Source organism: Sodalis sp. dw_96 (assembly GCF_018449575.1).
GTDB lineage: Bacteria > Pseudomonadota > Gammaproteobacteria > Enterobacterales > Enterobacteriaceae > Acerihabitans.
The window spans coordinates 82,152-102,580 of record NZ_JAAVUT010000020.1 but is presented as its reverse complement, the minus strand read 5'-3'; the positions used below and the strand labels follow the sequence as shown (position 1 = coordinate 102,580).

Sequence of the window (20,429 nt, the reverse complement as noted above, 5' to 3'; positions counted from 1 at the left end):
GCCCGCTTCTGACTTACAATCGCGCTTAGCCATGGTAACTACCTCTGTTAGTTTCTTGTGGTGAGCGGGGTTGGGGTGTTGTCGCACCCCAGTCTCGCGTTAATAATCAGTCTGTTAGTTGATAATCTGTTGTGGAGCGGGTGTTGAGCCTGCCGGACCTGGAGACGGCGCAAGGTCAACGCGACCGGGCGCTGATGGAGCTGCTGTGGTCGACGGGGCTTAGGCGCGCTGAAGTGGCCAGGCTTGACCTCTACAGCGTGGACGAGAGCCGTAAAACGGTGACGGTACGCCAGGGCAAGGGCAAAAAAGACCGGGTTATCCCGATAGGAGAACGGGCGCTGCGTTGGGTGGAACACTACAAGCAACAGGTGCGCCCGGCGCTTGTCGTCAATCCGGCCATCACCGCGCTGTTCGTGGCGCTGGACGGCGTGGAAGGCTTAACGGTCAACGGTATCAGCTATGTGGTGGGCCGCTACATCAAAACGTCCGGTGTCGCCCGGTGGGGCAGTTGCCACCTGTTCCGCCACGCGATGTCCACGCAAATGCTGGAAAACGGCGCGGACCTACGCTGGATACAGGCGATGCTGGGCCACGCCAGCCTGGAGAGTACTCAAATCTACACGCAGGTGAGCATCAAGGCGCTGTCGGCGGTGCATGCGTCGACGCATCCGGCAGAGCAGACGCAGAGCGAAGGGCCGGACGGTGACGACGATGAAGACACCGGACTGCTGGCCGACTTGATGGCAGAAGATGAAACCCCCATGAAGGGGGTTGACGCTAAACAAAACACCAAAGATACTAACAGATAGTAATAGATAATATCTTGAGTCTGGAGACAATCATGACAACCAGTATCGCGCTGAGTCCTCACTTCGAAGAGTTTATCCGCGCACAAATCGACAGTGGCCGTTATAACAATGTCAGCGAAGTCATCCGCGCCGGCTTGCGTTCGCTGGAAGAACATGAACAACAACATAAACTCGACGCGTTACGTGCAGCGGTAGAGCTGGGCGCGAACAGCGGTGAGGGCAAAACGGTAGAAGAGGTGTTCGGCCCCTTGCTGCAAAAATATCGGCGCATGATGGAAGATAATAAAGCGCAATGAGACTAAGAATATCACCGTTGGCGGGGCAAGATATCGCCGCGATAGGCGATTACATCGCGCAGGATAACCCAACACGGGCGTTCAGCTTTACCCATGAGCTGCTCGAGCAATGTAAGCTGATAGGTGAAAATCCCTGGATCTACCGCGAACGCCCAGAGTTAGGAAAAAGCCGGAGAAGCTGCACTTACGGACGCTATGTCCTGATATACGACACACGAAATGATGAGGTGCTTATCGAGCGCGTCCTGCAAGGCTCTCGTGATATCGACGGTCTGGGCTCATGGTCATCGGACGATCTTAAAAGTTAGCTCGCTCCCTAGCAGTCCGCCGGGATAGGAAAATCGCTTAACTCTAATGTCAGGCTGAATGCGGGGGTGGCCTATTTTAGCAGCCGGATAACCGGTGAAGACTCAAAAAGGACAGCAACGACTAGAATGCCAAACAGCAGAACATCAGCGTCGGCGACAGCTTCACCTTCACCTTCACCTTCACCTTTGGCTCCTTGACCGGCTCGCCGAGCATCAATATGAGCCGGAACACAATAACCTACAGCGTGGTGCAGGGTAAGAGAGTGGTGATCTCGCGTAGCTTAAATAAAATAGCCGCATATTGGCCGGGCAGCGGTTAATCAGGGCGCTGTCCGGCAACGTTGTTGCTCGATATTGATGCGGCAACACTTTTAGCATTCCGGCAAAATAGGTTTGACAACGTAGGGAACCGTTAAGGAACCATTTAGACCACCCATGCCACTATACAATCTCACTCTTATTGCTTTGCTGTGAGCCTGGGGGCAGAGAGTGAACCACGAAGTGCCGGTCGGACTTTCGGGTCCGACCACCCATGAGGGGGATGGTTATCAGCTAAAGCTATTTTCGACGTAGGGCAACAGTTCGCTTATCCGGCTGTTGAGCCAGGAAGGCAACCTCGTCAGCACATCGCTTAGCCAGATAGAGGGATCATGGCCGTTCAGTTTGGCGGTTTTCAATAGGCTAAGGATAGCCGCCATTCGTTATTCCTCGCGTAGTGACCCGGCAAACCGCCCGTTTTTTATTCCCACCATCACCATCACCATCACCATCACCATCATTGGCTTTATGTAACGTCAAGCAGAGGCGAATTCACCTTGCCGTTCGGGTTGGGCCTGGCATTACTTTTGTCCTTTTCAGCAAAAAGCTTTGACAACATAAAGAACCGTTAAGGAACTATTTAGACCGGCCATGCCACTATACAACCTCATTCACATTCCTTTGCTGTGAGCTTTGTAAGGTGGATGAACACGCGTTACCGGTCGGACTTCCGGGTCCGACCACCTCTAATCCACAGATTCCGTTTGTGGAGTCATCTTAATAAGCGATTGTTTAGCGGCAGCAACATTTTGACCTTAGTCAGGGCTGTTTCGGCATCAGCGTCTTTGCCTATATCAATAAATTAGCCATTCCCAGGGCCCTCTCAGGCCTATCTAGGCGGCTAATTGACGCTTTGAACCTCGTTGACGTGTGGGTATTTGACCATGTCATCATTGCTGATAATAAAACTGTATTGATGGCCTAGCGTGTTAGGTAATTCAGTCCAGGCCTGATAACCTGGTGGGATGACTGAACGCAAGCCATACATCGGCGGATGTATCGGACGAAAAGTGAAGCTTTGCAGCTCTTTACCTGACGTTGATGAATGAAAACTCGCCGCAGCGTTGATACGAGTTGCCCGAGATGTTCAATTGTTGGACGGCTCGCGCTTTGTGCCATGAAAGGTAAAAAATCCGGAACGAATGCACGGGGATCGCTCTAACGCATGGACCGACTTTCGCCAGAAGCGGCGACTATGAAGTCATAGACGTATAATTAGGATAGGTATCATTAGAAAAACGCATATGAACATTCCTTTATCAGGCGGGTGCGCATGCGGGTCGATCCGCTATACAGTTGTGCGGGAGCCGATAGCCATGATCAACTGCCATTGCAGAGACTGTCAGCTCTCAAGTGGGGCTCCCTTTGCGTCAGGCATCATCGTCAAGACTGCCGACCTTGAGATCATGGGTAGACCGAAAACATATGCAGTTCGTGCAAGCAGCGGTGGCTTAACAACTCGCAGTTTTTGCCCTAATTGTGGTACTCCTTTGTTCACGCAAAGCGAAGCTTTTGCACAAGTCACTTCTATCAGATTTCCCTCGCTTGACGATATATCGGACTTCAAGCCAATGCTCGACATATATACCGCTAGTGGACAAAAGTGGGTTTGCCTTGATCAGACAATCCCTCACTTTCCTCAGTCGCCCCGGCAGCAAAATGAGCTTGATGCCTAAGTGGGGTTGCACCGAACGGCCTTAGGCCTTTTTCCGATAGTGATTCTCAACGCTAGCGGTAGGCATTTGGAGTGTTGCCCACAACGCTTCGATGCAGGGCCTGTCATACGAAGGTTTCTGACTTATGCTTCGCATCGGCCTAATTGAACGTACTCGAGTGACGGTCTCATGGACTGGCCTTTGAATGGGCCTCATCGTGAGGACAGGAAATGTCCACGGTTTCGGTGACAGACCACGTTTGACCTTGGCCTGGCAACGCGTTCAACCCTGCCAGCAAACGGCTTTGACAACATTAAGAACCGTTAAGGAACCATTTAGACCGGCCATGCCACTATACAACCTCACTCTTATTCCTTTGCTGTGAGCTTAGAGTGGTGAGTGAAATAAGTAGCATCGGTCGGACCTTCGGGTCCGACCACCTCTAAACCCCTGTATCCCTGTTATATTCAACCGAGTTTAAACCGGTAACCTCCTGCCTTTGGCCATTGTGGCCAGCCTTTTCTCCATACATCATATCATCAGCATAAACTGCGGCTATTGCGATTCCTGACCGGATAGAGGGAGATCCCCTTTATGGAAAAAACGCTGACGGTGTGTATGCATCTACCTATATCAACTCATCCTGCTGGCAGATAACGCGCAGGGAAAAAGTCATTAGGATCAAGTCATACCATCATGAGGGGAGACTCTATGCGCTCCACACATTTTCGTGGGGATCTGGCATGACGTCCAGGCAACAGGTCACGCACTGACAGCAAATTGATTTGACAACATTAGGAACCGTTAAGGAGCCGTTAAATTGAACCATGTCACTATATAACCTCATTCACATTCCTTTGCTGTGAACTTAGAACGGTGAATGAGCAGCAGTACCGGTCGGACTTTCGGGTCCGACCCCCTCCAAACATACGGGATCCGATTGCGGTGTCATGTTCTAAACACGGTTGAAAGTATTGGCTCATCAACCTCAGAATACGCTACTGACACGGTAACCAAAATATCGAAGGGAATGAATGAAACATCCAATTATATTTTTTATCTACCTTTCTTTTATCTGTTTCATAGTCTGCATGACGGGATTGATTTTTATTAAATATATCATTTTAGGTTATGCCATAACACTCAACATGATTACAGTTTCTGCTGCTGAGGGTTTCATTCCAGGCCTTATAATGGGTGGCGGACTTTGGATGATATATAGGTTTCATTTATTTCGTTGAACAGCCCTCCGGCAACGGCCGGAGAACCTCATTCAGGCATGAACCGGCCCCAATCGAGAATAAAAAACCTCGCCTTTTTCACGATCGCTGTCACTGCCGGCATCGGCAAACATGGTTATTACCCGTTCGTCCGGCCCTAAGGATCGTGCCAACTGATAAGCGCTTTTCCAGTTCGCTGCCGATGAACCCCCTATGCGGATGCCGGTGAGTTGATAAAATTCATACATCGCGCTCAGCGCCTCTTCCAAACCGACATGGCAAAACGGTACTTCTTCCCGGGTCATCCGGGTAATAAACGGTTGGCGAAACCCAAAACCCATCCCGCCGGCGCCGGCGTATTTTCCCCTGCCATCAGGGGGAGAAAAGGTGGCAAACGGCATCTCTTTTGGTGTTGTACCCTGTACCTTCAAGGACGGATTTTCGGATACCAGCGCCGCATATACGCCGGATAAAGTGCCGCCGGTCCCCACCGACGCCACCCAGCCGCCGGCCTTGGCGCCTGCCAATTGACGAAGTATCTCTTGACCGGTTTGGTGCTGATGAACCGCCACATTGGCCAGATTCAGATGTTGAGCCAGAAGCATCCAGCTGGGATCCTGCCGCTTGATTTCCTGGGCGCGGGCAATCATGCCCAGCAAAAAATGCTGCTTATCCACCAGAGTGAGTTCGGCATTGGCCTCACGCAGGGTATTCACCAGCGTATCAGGCGAAGAATCCGGGATAACCAGATGCACGGGGATATCACAAAGATTGCCCAGCATCGCCAGCGCCCGGCCCATGTTGCCGCCGGAGGCATCGAGGAGCTTCAGCGGCCCCTGATTAAAATCGTGGCGGTTGACGGCGTCGCAAAACATGCCGAAAGCCGTACGATCCTTGACGGAACCGAAAGGGTTGGTGGATTCCATTTTTGCCAGGATCCTGGCGCCGCCCGCGGGGCCAGGCACCTCTTTTAGCGGCGTGTTCCCAAGAGCATGATAAAATGATACTAATTGAGGAAACATCTCCAGCGCTTTGGATGGGTCCGGCGCGCCCTGTTGAGGATTGAATATTTCAAAATTCATGGTAGTTCCTTAGTTAATTATTCGATACGGTGCATATCCTTTGATATTTCCTTAACTGATTGTCAGGCAGATTGATAGCTTATTTATAATAACGACAAGTTACTTTACCGGTGATAATATAATATATTCGTACTTGATGGTCTGATAGTAATAAAAGGTCATTGACCTCAACATAATCTGATTATGGATATTGAAGTTAATGGCTAGATATTATTAACATCGTAATCAGCATTAAGTCAATTATGATTAAATCAATGTATTATTGAATTAACAACATGGCGGTTTTAATTGTTTAAATCTATATTAAATAAATTTATGTCTGGGGTGTCGATACTGCCCGTTTCTCACGATGATGGTGGCAATGCATTACGTATAAAGCCGGCAGCATGGGCGGCTGCCGGATATGTAATATGAATCTTCGGATCGGAAGCTGGCGGTTATTCCGACAGAGTACAATTCTTGCCCGTCGATGCCTCTTTTGGCGAAAGCAGGACCAGCACCGCGCCCGCGGCCACCAGAGTCACGACAGCCAGTACATACAGCAGCATGGAAAATGCGGAATCATAAGCACCTGTGAGCACTGGGCGCCCCATGGGAGCAAGCATGCTGGTTGCCTTGTCAAGGTTGCCCGCTGCAAGCTGGCGGGCCGCTTCTCCTACATTCCGCGAGACTCCTTCTTGGCCGACATTTTGCCGGACGGCGAAGAGGGTCAAAGACGCAAGCAGCGCGTTCACCATGGCAAGGGTTATGCCCTCGCTGGCCACTTTGGTGGTATTAAAGATGCCGCTGGCCATGCCGGACTTGTCGCGGGGCACAACGGTGATGGAAAGTCCGTCCATCAGTCCCCAGGGAAAACCGGCACCGGTACCGATAAGCAAGAGCGGTCCGATCAATCCCGACATCGGCCCGCCGGATCCGATCCGGCTGAGCCAAAACAGGCCTGCGGCGGCGATGATAAGGCCTCCGCTCGCCAGTCGGCCCGCCGGGATGGTCCTTGCCAGGATGGCCGCGACGGCTGGCACCGCCAGCATCGGAGCGGAAAGGGCGAGCATCAGCAGGCCGGCGTCCATTTCACTGTAGCCTTCTACCCCGACGAAACGCAACGGCAGCAGGATCAGCAGCACGACATAGGCGTAGCAGGTTGAAATGGGCAAAATTTGCACGCCGACAAACCTTCCATACCGGAACAGGGAGAGTTCGAGCAGCGGATGGTTGATATGGGTCTCGATAAAGGCAAAGACCGCCAGCGCGCCTGCGCTAACGGCGAATGCTCCGAGCACGGCGGGATCGGCCCAGCCGCGAACCGGCGCTTCGTTCAGGCCAACGGTCAGGAAACCGAGCGCGGCGATAAAGGCCAACGCGCCGGGCCAGTCAAAGCGCGTGCTGTTCGGATTGCGGGTTTCCTTCATGACGGCGAGTGCGATTGTCAATGCAATGACGTCAAGTATAGTCCCCGTCAGGAAGATGGAACGCCAGCCGAAGTGCTCAATGAGGTTGCCGGACAGGAGCGGTCCCAGGGCAAGCCCGATGCCGAATGTGGTGCCGATCATGCTGAACGCGCGGGTTTGCGCGTGTCCGGTGAATTCCTGGGCAAGCGTCGCCGATCCGCCGGCCAGCGCGGCCGCCGCGCCTGCGCCTTGTAGTGCGCGCAGAACATTTAGCATGATAATGCCGGGGGCAAAGTTGAGTGCCAGGGACGCAATGGCGAACAGGATGACGCCGGCGAGAAAGACGCGCTTTCTGCCGTATACGTCCGCCAATGCCCCAGAGGGCAACAGGAAGCTGCCGAAGGTGAGCATAAAACCGTTGGTGATCCAGTTGAGTTGGGCGGCGCTTGCCGAAAATTCGACGCCAATGCTGTGTGCGGCAAGCGCCCCGCCGGTAAAGCTTATGGGTAGCGCCAGCGCCGCCAGACAGACGGCAAAAAGCACCGCAGGACCGTTTTGGCGCCTTGAAGACGCGAAGCTCGATGACATGATATAGACCTCAATGTTCGGCGGATGACAGGCTGTTCCAGCGTGGGCGCCGGCTCTTTCTGTCTCTTGGTCGGTCGGGACCGCCGTGATAAAACCGCGGCCCGTAAACCTGGTTAGACTCTTTGCTCAGCAATCAGGGCGCGGTGGGCGGTGACGACTTCCGCTTCGTCCCGCAGCGCCTTCATTACGGAAGGATGAGCATCCATTCGCGCCTTCCAGGCCGTCACGTTCGCCAGGTGACTGACGTCAATACCGGAACGATCGCCCCAAAATGTTGCCCAGAGATAGGCATCGGCCACCGTAAGCGTGTCGCCGGTGAGAAACCGACGTCCGTCGGAGAGACGATCGTCAAGGATGCGGTAAGCGGCGACTATCCTGTTGCTGGTCCAGGCGATACCGGCCTCCGTCATCAATTTGCGCATCAGGGGGATATGCTTTTGCGCGATCTCGGTGGCGATAAAAACCAGCAGCTGATCGTACTTGACGCGTGCCAGCGTGCCGTGCGGCGGGATCAGACCGGCCTCGGGATACTGGTCGGCCAGGTAGGAGGTGACGACAATGGTCTCCGACAGCAGCTCTTTGTGATCCTCGTTCAGAACCAGTAGTGGAACGTACTGCATTGGGTTTAACTCGGCAAAGTCGTCGCCATTGGACGTGGACTTGCCGAAAACATCAAAATGAACGAGTTCAGGTTCAATACCGAGTTCATTGGCGATGATCTGGACGGCTTCGGAGCAGGTTTTGTCAGCGATATAGAGTTTCATTTCATGGTCCTCTCGGGGAATGTTTTTGACAAAATGAAGTTTATCTGTGCTTGGATGGTGGATAAACAACGCGCTAGGCTAAGCTCTGTATCCTGCCGGGAGACAATCCGGCGAAGGCATGCCCCAGCCCTAAGCAGCGCATATTGCCAACGGATGTACAACGAGCAAAAGGCCGGTGAGAGTTGTCTCGAGAAATAACCGCGATTTAATGGCTTGATGAGTCGGAAAGAAATAATCGGCAGGGCTGATGGACAGCAGGCGGGGAGTGTCCATCGGGCCCTCCCCGATCTTATGCTAATTGCGGATGCCGCGAAATGCCTTACGGACTTCATCCGCGAAAATAGCCGGCTGTTCAAAGGCCGCGAAATGGCCGCCGCGGGAGGTCCTGTTCCAGTAAACCAGATTGGGATACGTCTGCCGTGCCCAGGACTCCGGGGGCGTCCAGATTTCTCCCGGAAAGACTGAAACGCCCACCGGGATGTGGACCGGAATGGAATAAAAATCGAGGTCCGGGTGTTCGGCGTACATGCGCGCCGAAGAGGCGCCGGTATTGGTCACCCAATACAAAGTGATATCGTCGAGGATCTTGTCATAGCCCAATACGCTAACCGGATCGCCGTTGCTGTCCGTCCAGGACTCGAACTTGTCGTAGATCCAGCTCAACAGTCCCGCAGGCGAATCGGCCAGGGCGTAACCGATGGTCTGCGGACGCGTGACCATTTCCCAATAATAGCCCGAGCCGTCCGTGCCGAACCTGGCTAGCTGATCGAATACCCGCTGTTCATCCGGAGTTGGGAGGGCGGGTTTTTCCTTCGGCGTTACCAGCGGAAGGTTGGTGTGGATGGCCTTAAGTCCAGGGAGCTGAAGGCGGGCCATTTCGATGGTGACGTGGCTGCCCCAGTCTCCGCCCTGGGCGACATACTCGTCGTAACCGAGCCGGCGCATCAGGGTGTGCCAGGCTTTCGCAATACGGTTTCGATTCCAGCCTTTCTCTTTCGGTTTGTCTGAGAAACCGTAGCCGGGAAGTGAGGGAATTACCAGGTGGAACGCGTCTTCCGCCTTGCCGCCGTGGGCGGTGGGATCCGTCAGGAAGTCAATGATATCAAGGAATTCGATAATCGAACCCGGCCAGCCATGGGTCAGAATGAGCGGCATTGCGTTCGGATGATGAGAACGGACGTGCAGGAAGTGAATGCCAAGCCCCTCAATGTCGGTTATATATTGCGGGTATTGATTCAACCGTTTCTCCACGCGACGCCAGTCGTATTTGGTTCGCCAGTATCCGATGAGTTCTTTGACCCGGGCCAGCCGTGGCCCCTGAGAGGCGTCCGGTACCGTTTCCTGTTCAGGGAAACGGGTCGCGTCCAGACGCCGTTTGAGATCCTCTAAAACGGTTTCGGGAATATTGATGGTGAAAGGTCTGAGGGACTCTGTGTGATCGAATCCGTTTTTCTTGGGATCGACGAAACCTAACATAGCAGTGCTCCATTATATAATGTCATTGGAAGGGATTATTTGTGTGTTAAGAGAAGGTAACTGTTTTCAGCCGTTGGATAAATTCGCCTGCAAGTGACGCTCTGTCTCGTTTCGGGCGACAATCCAGGTCAGGGAATACTTTGTCGTATCTGATTCCTTATACCGATCCAAACAACGGAATCAATGGAGTCAACGCAATCAACGCCTTCAGCGATAAGAGCAATGGTGTGGTCGGTTACGACCAGAATTAACGAAATATTGGAATAGGTGAAGTTGAAGTCCCGCATAATGGCAATAAAGCATGATTTGTCCAAAGCAGCCGGCAGATCATTCCGCAGTCGTCCGCAGATGTTCTCGTCCTTAGCCGAGAACAACGAGGTGGCCTCGGCGATGTTGTTTAATATCTCCGCCACGCGACCGTAAAAGGCCTCGCCCTCCACAGTAAGGATGACTTTGCGGGTGGTGCGATGCTTGCGGTATTCACTCAAGGCAGAATAAGGATAACTATAAGCGTCCGTAACGCGTGCTGGGTCGAGGTATTGCCCGCTGCCGGGGGGGCGAAATCATAACCTAAGCTCAACGGATGCGTGTATTCCGCAACACATTCAGCGGAGTGCCTGTAATCTGATAGTAATGGCCTCAGGTCCCGGCATCGGCGGGCATCGCCTACAAAACCTGCCGGCAGGGATTGCTATCATGCAGGGATTGTTAGCCGACGACCTGAGCCAGACGCCTGTAAGTCGGCTTTATACTGCATCCGGTATTCGGCCCCACTATCACCTGCCCGGGGACTATTTCTATCAGTGGCATAGTCAACGCCAGCCGGTTCAGCCTCTCCCCCAACCATACCCTGCCCAGCATGAAAAAATAATTCCCGACTCCCGGTGACATGGGGATGTGCGGGCGAACATGTTATGATGGTAATCAGTTAATTATCGCGGCGGGTGGCTGAATCGTTCACGTTGACGCCGTGCACCGTCAAATATAACAATCAGGGGTAGCCCCAGCGCTATGATCCGTGTAACGACCTTATCTAATCCCCGTCTGGCCCAGGCGTTTATCGATTATATGAAAAGCCAGGGCGTGACGATGGAAATGCAGCTGCAGGGACGCGCGGCGGAGCTGTGGCTTACCGATGAAGATGAATTGACCCGGGTCGAGGCGGCACTGGATATTTTTTTGCAGGATCCTTTGCACCCCCGTTATCAGGCTGCCAGCTGGCATTCAGGATCGGTGGGCCGGGGGCATTATCGCCCTCAGCCAACCTCATGGCTGCCGGCTTTGCGCAGTCAGGCCGGGCCGCTGACCCTCGGCCTGACGATATGTTGCGTGGTGGTATTTATCCTGATGAACGTCCTGGGGAATGATGTGGTGATGCGCTGGCTGGCATTTCCCGTTAACCCGGCTCAGCGCGCGCAGCCATGGCGCTGGGTGAGCCATATTCTGTTGCATTTCTCGCTGCTGCATCTATTGTTCAATCTGGTGTGGTGGTGGTATCTCGGCAGCGCGATGGAAAAATACCGCGGCTGGTTGCCTCTGGCGGTATTGACCTTACTGTCGGCGGCAATAAGCGGACTGGTGCAATTTCATTTCAGCGGCGCTTTGTTCGGCGGGCTCTCCGGCGTGGTTTACGCCCTGATGGGTTATGTCTGGTGGTACGGTGAGAAAAAACCCGGCGGTCCGCTGCAAATGCCGCGCGGCGTTATCGTTTTTGCGCTGTTGTGGCTTATTGCCGGTTATTTCGATATTTTAGGCATCGCGATAGCCAATGCCGCCCATGTTGCGGGATTAGTCATCGGGTTGTTAATGGCTTTCTGGGATACTCGTCGCAAAACGGGGGCAGGTCGTCCTCGGTAACAGTCGGGCAGCAGAGGAATTCACGTGAAGCAAACGCAGCGGCATGATGCCATTATTGAGTTGGTACGCCGGCAGGGCTATGTTAGTACTGAAGAATTAGTGGACCATTTTGCGGTCAGTCCGCAAACCATCCGGCGCGATTTGAACGAATTGGCCGAGATCAATAAAATTCATCGCCATCACGGCGGAGCGGCCCTGCCCTCTAGCTCCGTCAATACCGCCTATCACGATCGCAAGGCCATGTGGTCGGCGGAAAAAGCGCGCATAGCCCAGCGTGTTGCGGCCCAGATCCCGAACGGCGCGACGTTGTTTATCGATATCGGCACCACGCCCGAAGCGGTGGCGCACGCCTTGATGGGCCATAAGGATCTGCGGGTGGTGACCAATAATCTGAACGTTGCCACATTATTGACCGCAAAAGAGGATTTTCGCCTGATCCTGGCGGGCGGCGAGGTGCGCACGCGCGACGGCGGCATCATGGGGGAAGCCACGCTGGACTTCATCTCCCAGTTCCGGTTGGATTACGGCATTCTCGGTATCAGCGGCATCGATATGGACGGTTCTTTGCTGGAGTTTGATTATCACGAGGTGCGGACCAAACGGGCCATTATTGATAATTCACGCTGCGTGATGCTGGTGACCGACCATTCAAAATTCGGCCGTAACGCCATGGTTAATCTCGGTAAAATGTCACTGATCGACTATTTGTTCACCGATAAGATGCCGCCCCCCAGCGTGATGACCATCATCGAACAATCCGAGGTCAAGCTGGAGCTTTGCTAGTGTCGACCTAGTGCTGGTATAGCGCTGGAATAGTGCTGGAATAGTGCTTAGCGCTGACATAGCGCCGGCACAGCGTTGGCACAGCGCAAAAGTTGCGGCGATTCTCACCTTTTCAAGACCGTTGACTATTCTTTGATCATCACCGACAAAACTTTGTTTTTTTACGATAACTTATATACCCCATAGCGTTCAAATTGCAGCCAACACAGTTGCAACGTGAAAAATGTAGGTTATAGCACGTCGCCGCTATCTAAGCGGCGGGATGCTTATGGGGTTGTCCGTGATAATGACATGCCAGTGGGATGTCTTGCCGTACCCGGCGTTGATCAACTTATTACCAACAGGATAGAGACGCTCTTATGCCGAAAATCAAATTTGACAAAGTTGCCTTTCAATCTGCCCTGGATCGTCAGTGGCAACATTTTGGCCTGCAAAATGCCCAGGAAATGACGTCGTTTCAGTGGTGGCACGCGGTCAGCGCGGCGGTCAATGAATTGATTGCCTGGCAACCGGCCACCGGCAGGCGGGACAGAAAAAATCCCCGTCACGTGAATTATCTCTCCATGGAATTTCTGATCGGCCGCCTCACCGGCAATAATCTGATCAATTTGGGCTGGTACGACCCGGTGCACAGAATCCTCGACGGCTATGGCATCAACTTGAGCGATCTCCTGGAACAGGAGGTGGATCCGGCGCTGGGCAACGGTGGCCTGGGCCGGCTGGCGGCCTGTTATATGGACTCTATGGCGACGGTGGGACAGGATGCCATCGGCTACGGGCTGAATTATCAATATGGCCTGTTCCGCCAGCAGTTTTCCGCTGGCGAACAATTCGAAACGCCGGATGATTGGCATCGCGAGTCCTACCCCTGGTTTCGGCATAATCCGGCGTTAACCGTCAAAGTGGGGCTGGGGGGCCGGCTGGTAAAGAATAAGCAGGAGAAAGAGGTCTGGGAGCCGGCGTTTACCCTGAACGGCGAAGCCTGGGACCTGCCGGTGGTGGGTTATGAAAACGGAGTTACTCTGCCGCTGCGTTTGTGGCAGGCGACCCATCCCCATCCCTTCGATCTGTCGCTGTTTAATGACGGCAAATTTTTAAAAGCGGAGCAAGCGGGTATCGATGCCGCCAAACTGACCAAAGTGCTTTATCCTAACGATAACCATCTGGAAGGGAAGCAATTGCGTCTGATGCAGCAGTATTTCCAGTGCGCCTGTTCGGTGGCTGATATTCTGCGTCGCCATCATCTGGCCGGCCGCACAATACAAAGCCTGCCCGACTATGAAGTGATTCAGCTCAACGATACCCATCCCACCATCGCTATTCCCGAAATGTTGCGGATACTGCTGGACGAGCATCAGCTCTCCTGGCAGGACGCCTGGCATATCACTTCGCGCACCTTTGCCTATACCAATCACACCCTGATGCCGGAAGCGCTGGAGCGCTGGGATGAAAAACTGGTGCGCACCCTCCTGCCGCGCCATTTCGCCATTATCCAGCACATCGACCGGGAATTCAAAAAGCTGGTGCGGCAGCACTGGCCGGATGACGAGGAGGTCTGGGGCAAAGTGGCGGTGCGTTACGATAAGCAGATCCGCATGGCTAACCTATGCGTGGTGTGCGGTTTTGCGGTCAACGGCGTTGCCGCGTTGCATTCCGATCTGGTGAAAACCGATTTGTTCCCGGAGTATTTTGAGCTGTGGCCGCAAAAATTCCATAACGTGACCAACGGTATTACCCCTCGCCGCTGGCTTAAGCAGTGCAATCCGGCGCTGGCGAAACTCATTGACGATACTATCGGCAAAGGGTGGGTAACCCGGCTGGAAAAACTGAAAGAGCTGGAGCCTTATGCGGAACAGGCGGATTTTTGCGCACAATATCAGCATATCAAGCAAGATAATAAACAAAAACTGGCGGCGAAAATCAAGCAGCTGACTGGTATCACCGTGAATCCGGAGGCGCTTTTCGACGTGCAGATTAAACGGTTGCATGAATATAAACGCCAGCACCTGAATTTATTGCATATTTTGTCCCTGTACCGCCAGTTGCGCAACGACCCGAGCCTGGATGTCGTACCGCGTGTGGTGCTGTTTGGCGCCAAGGCGGCGCCGGGATATGCGTTGGCAAAGAATATTATTTATGCTATCAATCAGTTGGCGGAAAAGATTAATCACGATCCTAAGATAAACGACAGGCTCAAGGTGATCTTCCTGCCGGATTATCGGGTATCAGTGGCGGAATGGATGATCCCGGCCGCGGATTTATCGGAACAGATCTCCACTGCCGGTAAAGAAGCCTCCGGTACAGGCAATATGAAGCTGGCGCTGAACGGCGCGTTGACTATCGGCACGCTGGATGGCGCCAATGTGGAAATCGCCGAACAGGTGGGGGAAGATCACATCTTTATCTTCGGCAATACCGTGCCGCAGGTAAAAACTCTGCTGGCCTCCGGTTATAAGCCGGCGCAGTTGCTGAAAAAGGATAAAGAACTGAAGGCATTGCTCACTGAGTTGGGCAGCGGCAAATACAGCAATAAGCACAAACACGCTTTTGATCCTTTGCTGCAAAGCCTGCAACAGGGCGGCGATCCTTACCTGGTGTTGGCGGATTTCGCCGCTTACTGTGAAGCGCAACAGCGGGTGGATGCGTTGTACCGTCGTCCGGATGATTGGACGCGCAGCGCGGTGCTTAATACCGCGCGGGTAGGTTTTTTCAGTTCCGATCGTTCGATTCGCGATTATCAGCAACGCATTTGGCAGGCAAAACGCTAAGGAGTCGCGATGGATGCCAAGTTATTGGAGCAGGCCGCCGAACGGGCAGGGATTATTCCGGAATATATCGACGCCTGGGGACAGCGCAGGGTAATCAGTACCGAGACCAAACAGCGGTTGCTCAGCGCCATGGCGGGAGCGTCCGAAGATTTCCACCGGCCGGCGCCCCTGCCGTCGGTATGGGTGGTGCGTGAAGGAGAAAGCGCCGCTTTATCGGTGGCGTTGAGCGAGCAGGCCGATTGGGTGTTAACCGAGGAGAGCGGCCGCCAGCATGAAGGTAAAATCCAGCGGGGCCGCCTGCGGTTACCCGACGGGCTGTCGTTGGGTTATCATCGTCTCGCCCTGCGCAAGGAACTGAGCCATTGGCGCTGCCAGGTCATTGTCGCGCCGGTTCGTTGTTATGAGCCGGCGGCGTTGCTGGCCGGTCATAAGCTCTGGGGCGCCACCATTCAGCTTTACACTCTGCGTTCGCAGCGGAACTGGGGGGTAGGGGATTTCGGCGATTTGGCGCTGATGATTGAAGGTACCGCAAAAAACGGCGGCGCCTTTGTCGGCCTCAATCCCATCCATGCCCTGTATCCCGCCTTGCCGGAATGGGCCAGTCCCTACAGTCCCTCCTCCCGGCGCTGGCTGAATATCATTTATATTGATGTGGCCGCATTGGATGATTTCCAGCTTAGCGCCGCCGCGCAGCAGTGGTGGTGCCTGCCGGAAACACAGGGGATACTGTCCGCGCTGCGCGACGGTGAACTGGTGGACTATGCCGGGGTCATGGCGCTGAAACTCGCCGGGCTCACCCATGCATTTCGGCATTTTATGACCCGTGGCCCCGATGACCCGCTGCGTCGCTCTTTCGAGGCGTTTATTCGTGAGGGCGGCGAAAGTCTGCGATTCCAGTCGACGTTTGACGCGCTGCATCGCCATCTGACACTGGAGGGCCACCCAACGGAGGGCTGGCAGCAATGGCCGGAGCCCTATCGTCAGGCGGACAGTGAAGAAGTGCGGGAGTTCCGCCGGAAACATCACCAGGACATCCGTTTTTTCAGCTATCTGCAATGGCTTGCGGCGCGGCAGTTTGATGAGTGTTTCCAGCTAAGCCGCCGATTAAAGATGCCCATCGGGCTGTATCGCGATCTGGCGGTGGGTGTCAGCGCGGGGGGCATGGAAACCTGGAGCGATCGCACGCTGTATTGCCTTGCGGCATCTGTGGGCGCGCCCCCAGACCGGCTTGGACCCCAAGGGCAAAATTGGAGCTTACCGCCACAGGATCCCAATGTGCTCATCGCCCGCGCCTATGAACCGTTTATCACTATGCTGCGCGCCAATATGCGCCACTGCGGCGCATTGCGCATCGATCATGTCATGTCGCTGCTGCGATTGTGGTGGGTTCCGTTGGCGGGGGGCCCCCAGCAGGGCGCTTATGTCCGCTATCCGGTGGATGATTTGCTGGCGGTCTTGGCCTTGGAAAGCCATCGTCAGCAGTGCATGGTAATCGGTGAGGATTTAGGCACCGTTCCCCGGGAGATCACCGCCAAATTGCAGGCTGCCGGCATTTATTCATATAAAGTGCTGTTTTTCGAGCGAAAAGATGCCGTGCAATTCCGGGCTCCTGATGAGTATGTCCCTCAGGCTATGGCTACCTTGACCACCCATGATTTAGCCACCCTGCGGGGATTCTGGCAGTTGGAGGATTTGCGGCTGGGCGACAGGCTGCATTTATATGCCGCCGACGTAATCTATCAGCAGCTGTTGGAAGATCGGCAAAAAGCCCGTCAGGCATTGCTTGATGCTTTGCACGCGTGGAAATGCGTGCCGGCCAAACTAGGCAAGAACGCCGATCGGGTGGTCATGTCGCCGATTTTAAACCGGGGAGTGCATCGGTATGTGGCGCTCAGCCATTCGGCTTTGCTGGGATTGCAGCCGGAAGACTGGCTGGACATGGCGCTGCCGGTAAACGTGCCCGGCACCACCAATCAGTATCCCAACTGGCGGCGGAAACTGGTGCGCGAGGTAGCGGAAATCTTCGATGACCAGGCTATTACCCGATTATTGCGGGAAGTAGGGCGCCTGCGCAATAAAAGCGCCGACAGCGAGAACCCATTGCCCCGGCCCGAATGACGGGCCGGTATCCGTATACCCAATAGATTTCGAGGTGCTGCAAAGAGGCGGGCGCTTTACTTTAATAGTAGGAGTGCTCGCCGCGCTGGTGTTCGGTTAAATCGCGAACGCCTTTCAATTCGGGGAATTTTTCCAGCAGTTCCTTTTCAATGCCTTCCTTGAGGGTGTAATCCACCATTGAACAGCCGTTACAACCACCGCCGAACTGCAGGATGGCCAGATTATCGTCGGTAATCTCCATCAGCGTCACCTGGCCGCCATGGCCGGCCAACTGTGGGTTGATCTGCGATTGCAAGACATATTCCACCCGTTCAATTAACGGCGCGTCCTCGGAGACTTTGCGCATTTTGGCGTTGGGGGCTTTCAGCGTTAACTGCGATCCTAATTTATCGGTAACAAAATCGATTTCCGCATCCAGCAAATAGGGGGCGCTAAGTTGATCAACGTAGGCGGTGATTTTATCGAAAGGCAGCACCGTATCGGTGGCTTCCACCGCGTCGGGAGGGCAATAGGAGACGCCGCATTCCGCATTCGGGGTACCGGGATTGATAACGAATACACGAATTTGGGTGCCAGCTTCCTGATTGGCCAGTAATTTAGCAAAGTGTTCCTGGGCAGCATCGGTAATCCGGATCATAACATTCACTCAATAGTTGACTAATCTAGTCAGATATAATAACCCCATTAACCCGCTGACTACAAGGTACGGCAGATACACCACACCTGAACAGCTTTAGCCCGCCGGGACAGCAGCAGGCGGGTCAATTCCTCCACCGTACTCCCGGTGGTGACCACATCGTCCACCAATGCCACGGTTTTGCCCGCCACATCGATGCAACAGTCGAATGCGCCGCGTAAATTCCGGCGCCTGGCGCCGGCATGCAGCGTTTGCTGCGGCGGGGCGGCGCGAATTCGCACCAGGGCGTCGGCACGGTAATCGACACTTAACCAGCGGGCCAGGGTGCGAGCCAGCAGATCGGTTTGATTATAACCTCTGCGCCAATGCCGGTAAGCATGCAATGGCACATTAAGTATAAGCTCCGGCCTGGATAAGAGTTGTTCTCTGCGTGCTTCCTGCCAGCGCAGCAGCAACAGGCGGGCGAGAACCCGCGCCAGACCGATACCGCCGTGATACTTTAGCCTTTTTATCAATTGGCTGAGGGGGGGTTGATAATCGGTAACATACAATAAGGTTTCCCAGGGCGGCGCTTTCAGGAGGCAGCGCCCGCAGGGGCGGCTGGAGCTGCCGGCCGGCAGGCCGCAACAGGGACAGCACCGGTCCCGATTGTCCAGCAGCAGGACGGCGCAGCACCGGCAAATACCCTGATGGCTGAACCAAAGCGGCTGCCGGCATAGCCAACACAGGGCGCCTATGGTTAACATAAGCCTTCTCCTTAACCCATACAATCAACCAGAGAGACTCTAACCGATGACGCCACTCTATTGGCATACCACCGGCAGCGGAACGACAGAACTTGTGCTGCTCCATGGCTGGGGTTTGAATTCCCAGGTCTGGTCTTACATTGTGCCGCGGCTCACGCCGCATTTTCTGGTCCATCTGGTGGACCTGCCGGGATACGGCCGCAGCCAGGGTTTCGGGGCGATGACGCTGGAGCAGATGGCGGAAACGGTGGCGGAACGGGCGCCGGAGCACGCCTGGTGGCTGGGTTGGTCATTGGGGGGATTGGTGGCGAGCCAGGTGGCGCTAACCCTGCCGCAGCGGGTGGACGGGCTGGTTACCGTGGCCTCCTCGCCCCGTTTCAGCGCTACCGACGGCTGGCCCGGCATCAAACCGGAGGTTCTAATGGGTTTCGAACAGCAGCTAACCGAGGATTTTCATAAAACGGTGGAACGCTTTTTGGCGTTGCAAACCTTGGGTACGGAAACGGCCCGACAGGATACCCGCCGTTTGAAACAGGTAGTTCTGGCGCAGCCCCTGCCGTCGGTGGAAGTGTTGACCGGCGGGTTGGATATCTTGCGCACCGCCGATCTGCGTGTGGCCATGACCGATCTGGTTATGCCTTTTTTACGTCTGTACGGTTATCTGGATGGTCTGGTGCCGCGCAAGGTCGCGTCAATACTGGACCCGTTTTGGCCCAAAAGCAGCAGTTTTCTGTTTGAGAAAGCCGCCCACGCCCCGTTTGTTTCCCATCCCGATCTGTTCTGCCAGCAACTGATCAAATATATCAGACCCTAATGGGAGGCCCACGCCGTAGCCTCCTTGCGGTAATTTTATCGCTGTACGTCCCTGGTGGAAGGTCCCTGGCTGTAGATTCCTGGCCGTAAAGAGCGCCAGGAATCCTATCGCCCCTCGCGGCGGTAAAAGAGATCCTGTCTGATTGTTAAATGATAAATATACAATTTACCCCATAATTATTGAGTGCGGGGCGAATAGGCCAATCTTCTATTTCCCTAATTAATGACTCATTTAATTTCAGAGGCGCTCTATGAAAAATTTAACGTTATTTGCCATGACGCTTAGCGCTATCGTGACTTCCGTGAATGCGCTGGCTGCGCAAGAAATTACCGCCCAGGAAGCCGTTGATAAAGGTTATAAAAAAATAGCCACCGTCCATACCACCGCCAAAGCAACCTCGCCCATGGATGCCAAGGCCATATTGTCTCAGCGGGCGGATGAAAAAGGCGGGAATTATTACGTTATTATCGCCGGTCGTGAACACGGCAGATTCAGCGCCACCGCCGAGGTCTATGAATAAATTTTTTGCCGAGGACGGCGATGATCGACGCCTGATGGGATGAATTCCTTATCGAACATGTTCGCTGAGTTCACTGATTATCAATTCAAACTCGCTTCTTAATGTTCATCGGCTGCCATAAATTGCGGCCGACATGCTTACCATCCGGTGCGGGTCAGACGCTAGCATCGGATTTCCCTTTAAAGCAATACGCTATTTGCATTGTGCCGTGAACAAAGGCAATTAAACGACCGTCGCGGCCGCCCTTCATTACCTTAAGGCTAACGATTGGACGCCGGGGTT

Annotated in this window: 15 protein-coding genes and 2 pseudogenes; 9 read left to right on the top strand and 8 right to left on the bottom strand. The window is 54.2% G+C overall.

From position 1 onward, the window contains the following. Positions 1-131: 131 nt before the first annotated feature. The 3 genes and pseudogenes from HB631_RS21985 to HB631_RS21975 form a co-directional block, all read left to right on the top strand. A pseudogene (locus tag HB631_RS21985) lies at positions 132-809 on the top strand (tyrosine-type recombinase/integrase); the annotation flags it as partial. Positions 810-841: 32 nt separating this feature from the next. Continuing rightward, positions 842-1,105 carry a type II toxin-antitoxin system ParD family antitoxin gene (locus tag HB631_RS21980; RefSeq protein WP_213993306.1) on the top strand — a complete coding sequence of 88 codons (264 nt, stop codon included), beginning with the start codon at positions 842-844 and terminating at the stop codon, positions 1,103-1,105. Continuing rightward, positions 1,102-1,413, top strand: coding sequence for a type II toxin-antitoxin system RelE/ParE family toxin (locus tag HB631_RS21975; RefSeq protein ID WP_213993305.1), 312 nt, complete (start codon positions 1,102-1,104; stop codon positions 1,411-1,413). The genes HB631_RS21980 and HB631_RS21975 overlap by 4 nt, the downstream gene beginning before the upstream one ends. 548 nt (positions 1,414-1,961) lie before the next feature. On the opposite strand, the pseudogene HB631_RS21970 reads toward HB631_RS21975, so the two are convergent. The 6 genes and pseudogenes from HB631_RS21970 to HB631_RS21940 all read right to left on the bottom strand — a co-directional run. Further along, positions 1,962-2,141: pseudogene (locus tag HB631_RS21970) on the bottom strand (transposase domain-containing protein); the annotation flags it as partial. A 2,518-nt stretch (positions 2,142-4,659) separates the two neighbouring features. After that, a complete protein-coding gene (locus HB631_RS21960; protein ID WP_213993302.1) occupies positions 4,660-5,688 on the bottom strand; it encodes a pyridoxal-phosphate dependent enzyme in 1,029 nt (342 codons plus the stop codon). A 437-nt stretch (positions 5,689-6,125) separates the two neighbouring features. After that, positions 6,126-7,664: an MFS transporter gene (locus HB631_RS21955; RefSeq protein WP_213993301.1), complete on the bottom strand. Its 1,539-nt coding sequence runs from the start codon at positions 7,662-7,664 to the stop codon at positions 6,126-6,128. A gap of 113 nt (positions 7,665-7,777) precedes the next feature. Continuing rightward, on the bottom strand, positions 7,778-8,428 hold the full coding sequence (locus HB631_RS21950; RefSeq protein WP_213993300.1) for a glutathione S-transferase C-terminal domain-containing protein: 651 nt from the start codon (positions 8,426-8,428) through the stop codon (positions 7,778-7,780). Between the two features lie 294 nt (positions 8,429-8,722). After that, complete coding sequence (locus HB631_RS21945) at positions 8,723-9,904, bottom strand: epoxide hydrolase family protein (RefSeq protein WP_213993299.1); 1,182 nt, start codon at positions 9,902-9,904, stop codon at positions 8,723-8,725. 128 nt (positions 9,905-10,032) lie between these two features. Then, positions 10,033-10,392, bottom strand: coding sequence for a hypothetical protein (locus HB631_RS21940; RefSeq protein WP_213993298.1), 360 nt, complete (start codon positions 10,390-10,392; stop codon positions 10,033-10,035). Positions 10,393-10,915: 523 nt separating this feature from the next. Here HB631_RS21940 and glpG point away from each other — a divergent pair. From glpG to malQ, 4 genes are all read left to right on the top strand, one after another. Further along, positions 10,916-11,761 carry a rhomboid family intramembrane serine protease GlpG gene (gene glpG / locus HB631_RS21935; RefSeq protein WP_213993297.1) on the top strand — a complete coding sequence of 282 codons (846 nt, stop codon included), beginning with the start codon at positions 10,916-10,918 and terminating at the stop codon, positions 11,759-11,761. Between the two features lie 24 nt (positions 11,762-11,785). Continuing rightward, the gene (locus HB631_RS21930) at positions 11,786-12,544 is read left to right on the top strand and encodes a DeoR/GlpR family transcriptional regulator (protein ID WP_213993296.1); all 759 of its coding nucleotides are present in this window, start codon (positions 11,786-11,788) and stop codon (positions 12,542-12,544) included. Positions 12,545-12,903: 359 nt separating this feature from the next. Further along, positions 12,904-15,312, top strand: coding sequence for a maltodextrin phosphorylase (gene malP / locus HB631_RS21925; protein WP_213993295.1), 2,409 nt, complete (start codon positions 12,904-12,906; stop codon positions 15,310-15,312). A 9-nt stretch (positions 15,313-15,321) separates the two neighbouring features. Beyond that, positions 15,322-17,430, top strand: coding sequence for a 4-alpha-glucanotransferase (gene malQ / locus HB631_RS21920; protein WP_213993294.1), 2,109 nt, complete (start codon positions 15,322-15,324; stop codon positions 17,428-17,430). 61 nt (positions 17,431-17,491) lie between these two features. Here the strand turns inward: malQ and nfuA are convergent, their stop codons facing one another. Together nfuA and gntX are read right to left on the bottom strand one after the other, a co-directional pair. Further along, positions 17,492-18,067, bottom strand: a complete 576-nt coding sequence (nfuA, locus tag HB631_RS21915; RefSeq protein WP_213993293.1) for a Fe-S biogenesis protein NfuA — start codon at positions 18,065-18,067, stop codon at positions 17,492-17,494. Between the two features lie 59 nt (positions 18,068-18,126). Then, the gene (gene gntX, locus HB631_RS21910) at positions 18,127-18,813 is read right to left on the bottom strand and encodes a DNA utilization protein GntX (RefSeq protein ID WP_213993292.1); all 687 of its coding nucleotides are present in this window, start codon (positions 18,811-18,813) and stop codon (positions 18,127-18,129) included. A 46-nt stretch (positions 18,814-18,859) separates the two neighbouring features. Between gntX and bioH the strand changes: the two genes are divergently transcribed. Together bioH and HB631_RS21900 are read left to right on the top strand one after the other, a co-directional pair. Next, positions 18,860-19,627 (top strand): pimeloyl-ACP methyl ester esterase BioH, encoded by a 768-nt coding sequence (bioH, locus tag HB631_RS21905; RefSeq protein WP_213993291.1) that lies wholly within the window; start codon positions 18,860-18,862, stop codon positions 19,625-19,627. A gap of 250 nt (positions 19,628-19,877) precedes the next feature. After that, positions 19,878-20,147, top strand: coding sequence for a YdgH/BhsA/McbA-like domain containing protein (locus tag HB631_RS21900; protein ID WP_213993290.1), 270 nt, complete (start codon positions 19,878-19,880; stop codon positions 20,145-20,147). Positions 20,148-20,429 lie beyond the last annotated feature (282 nt).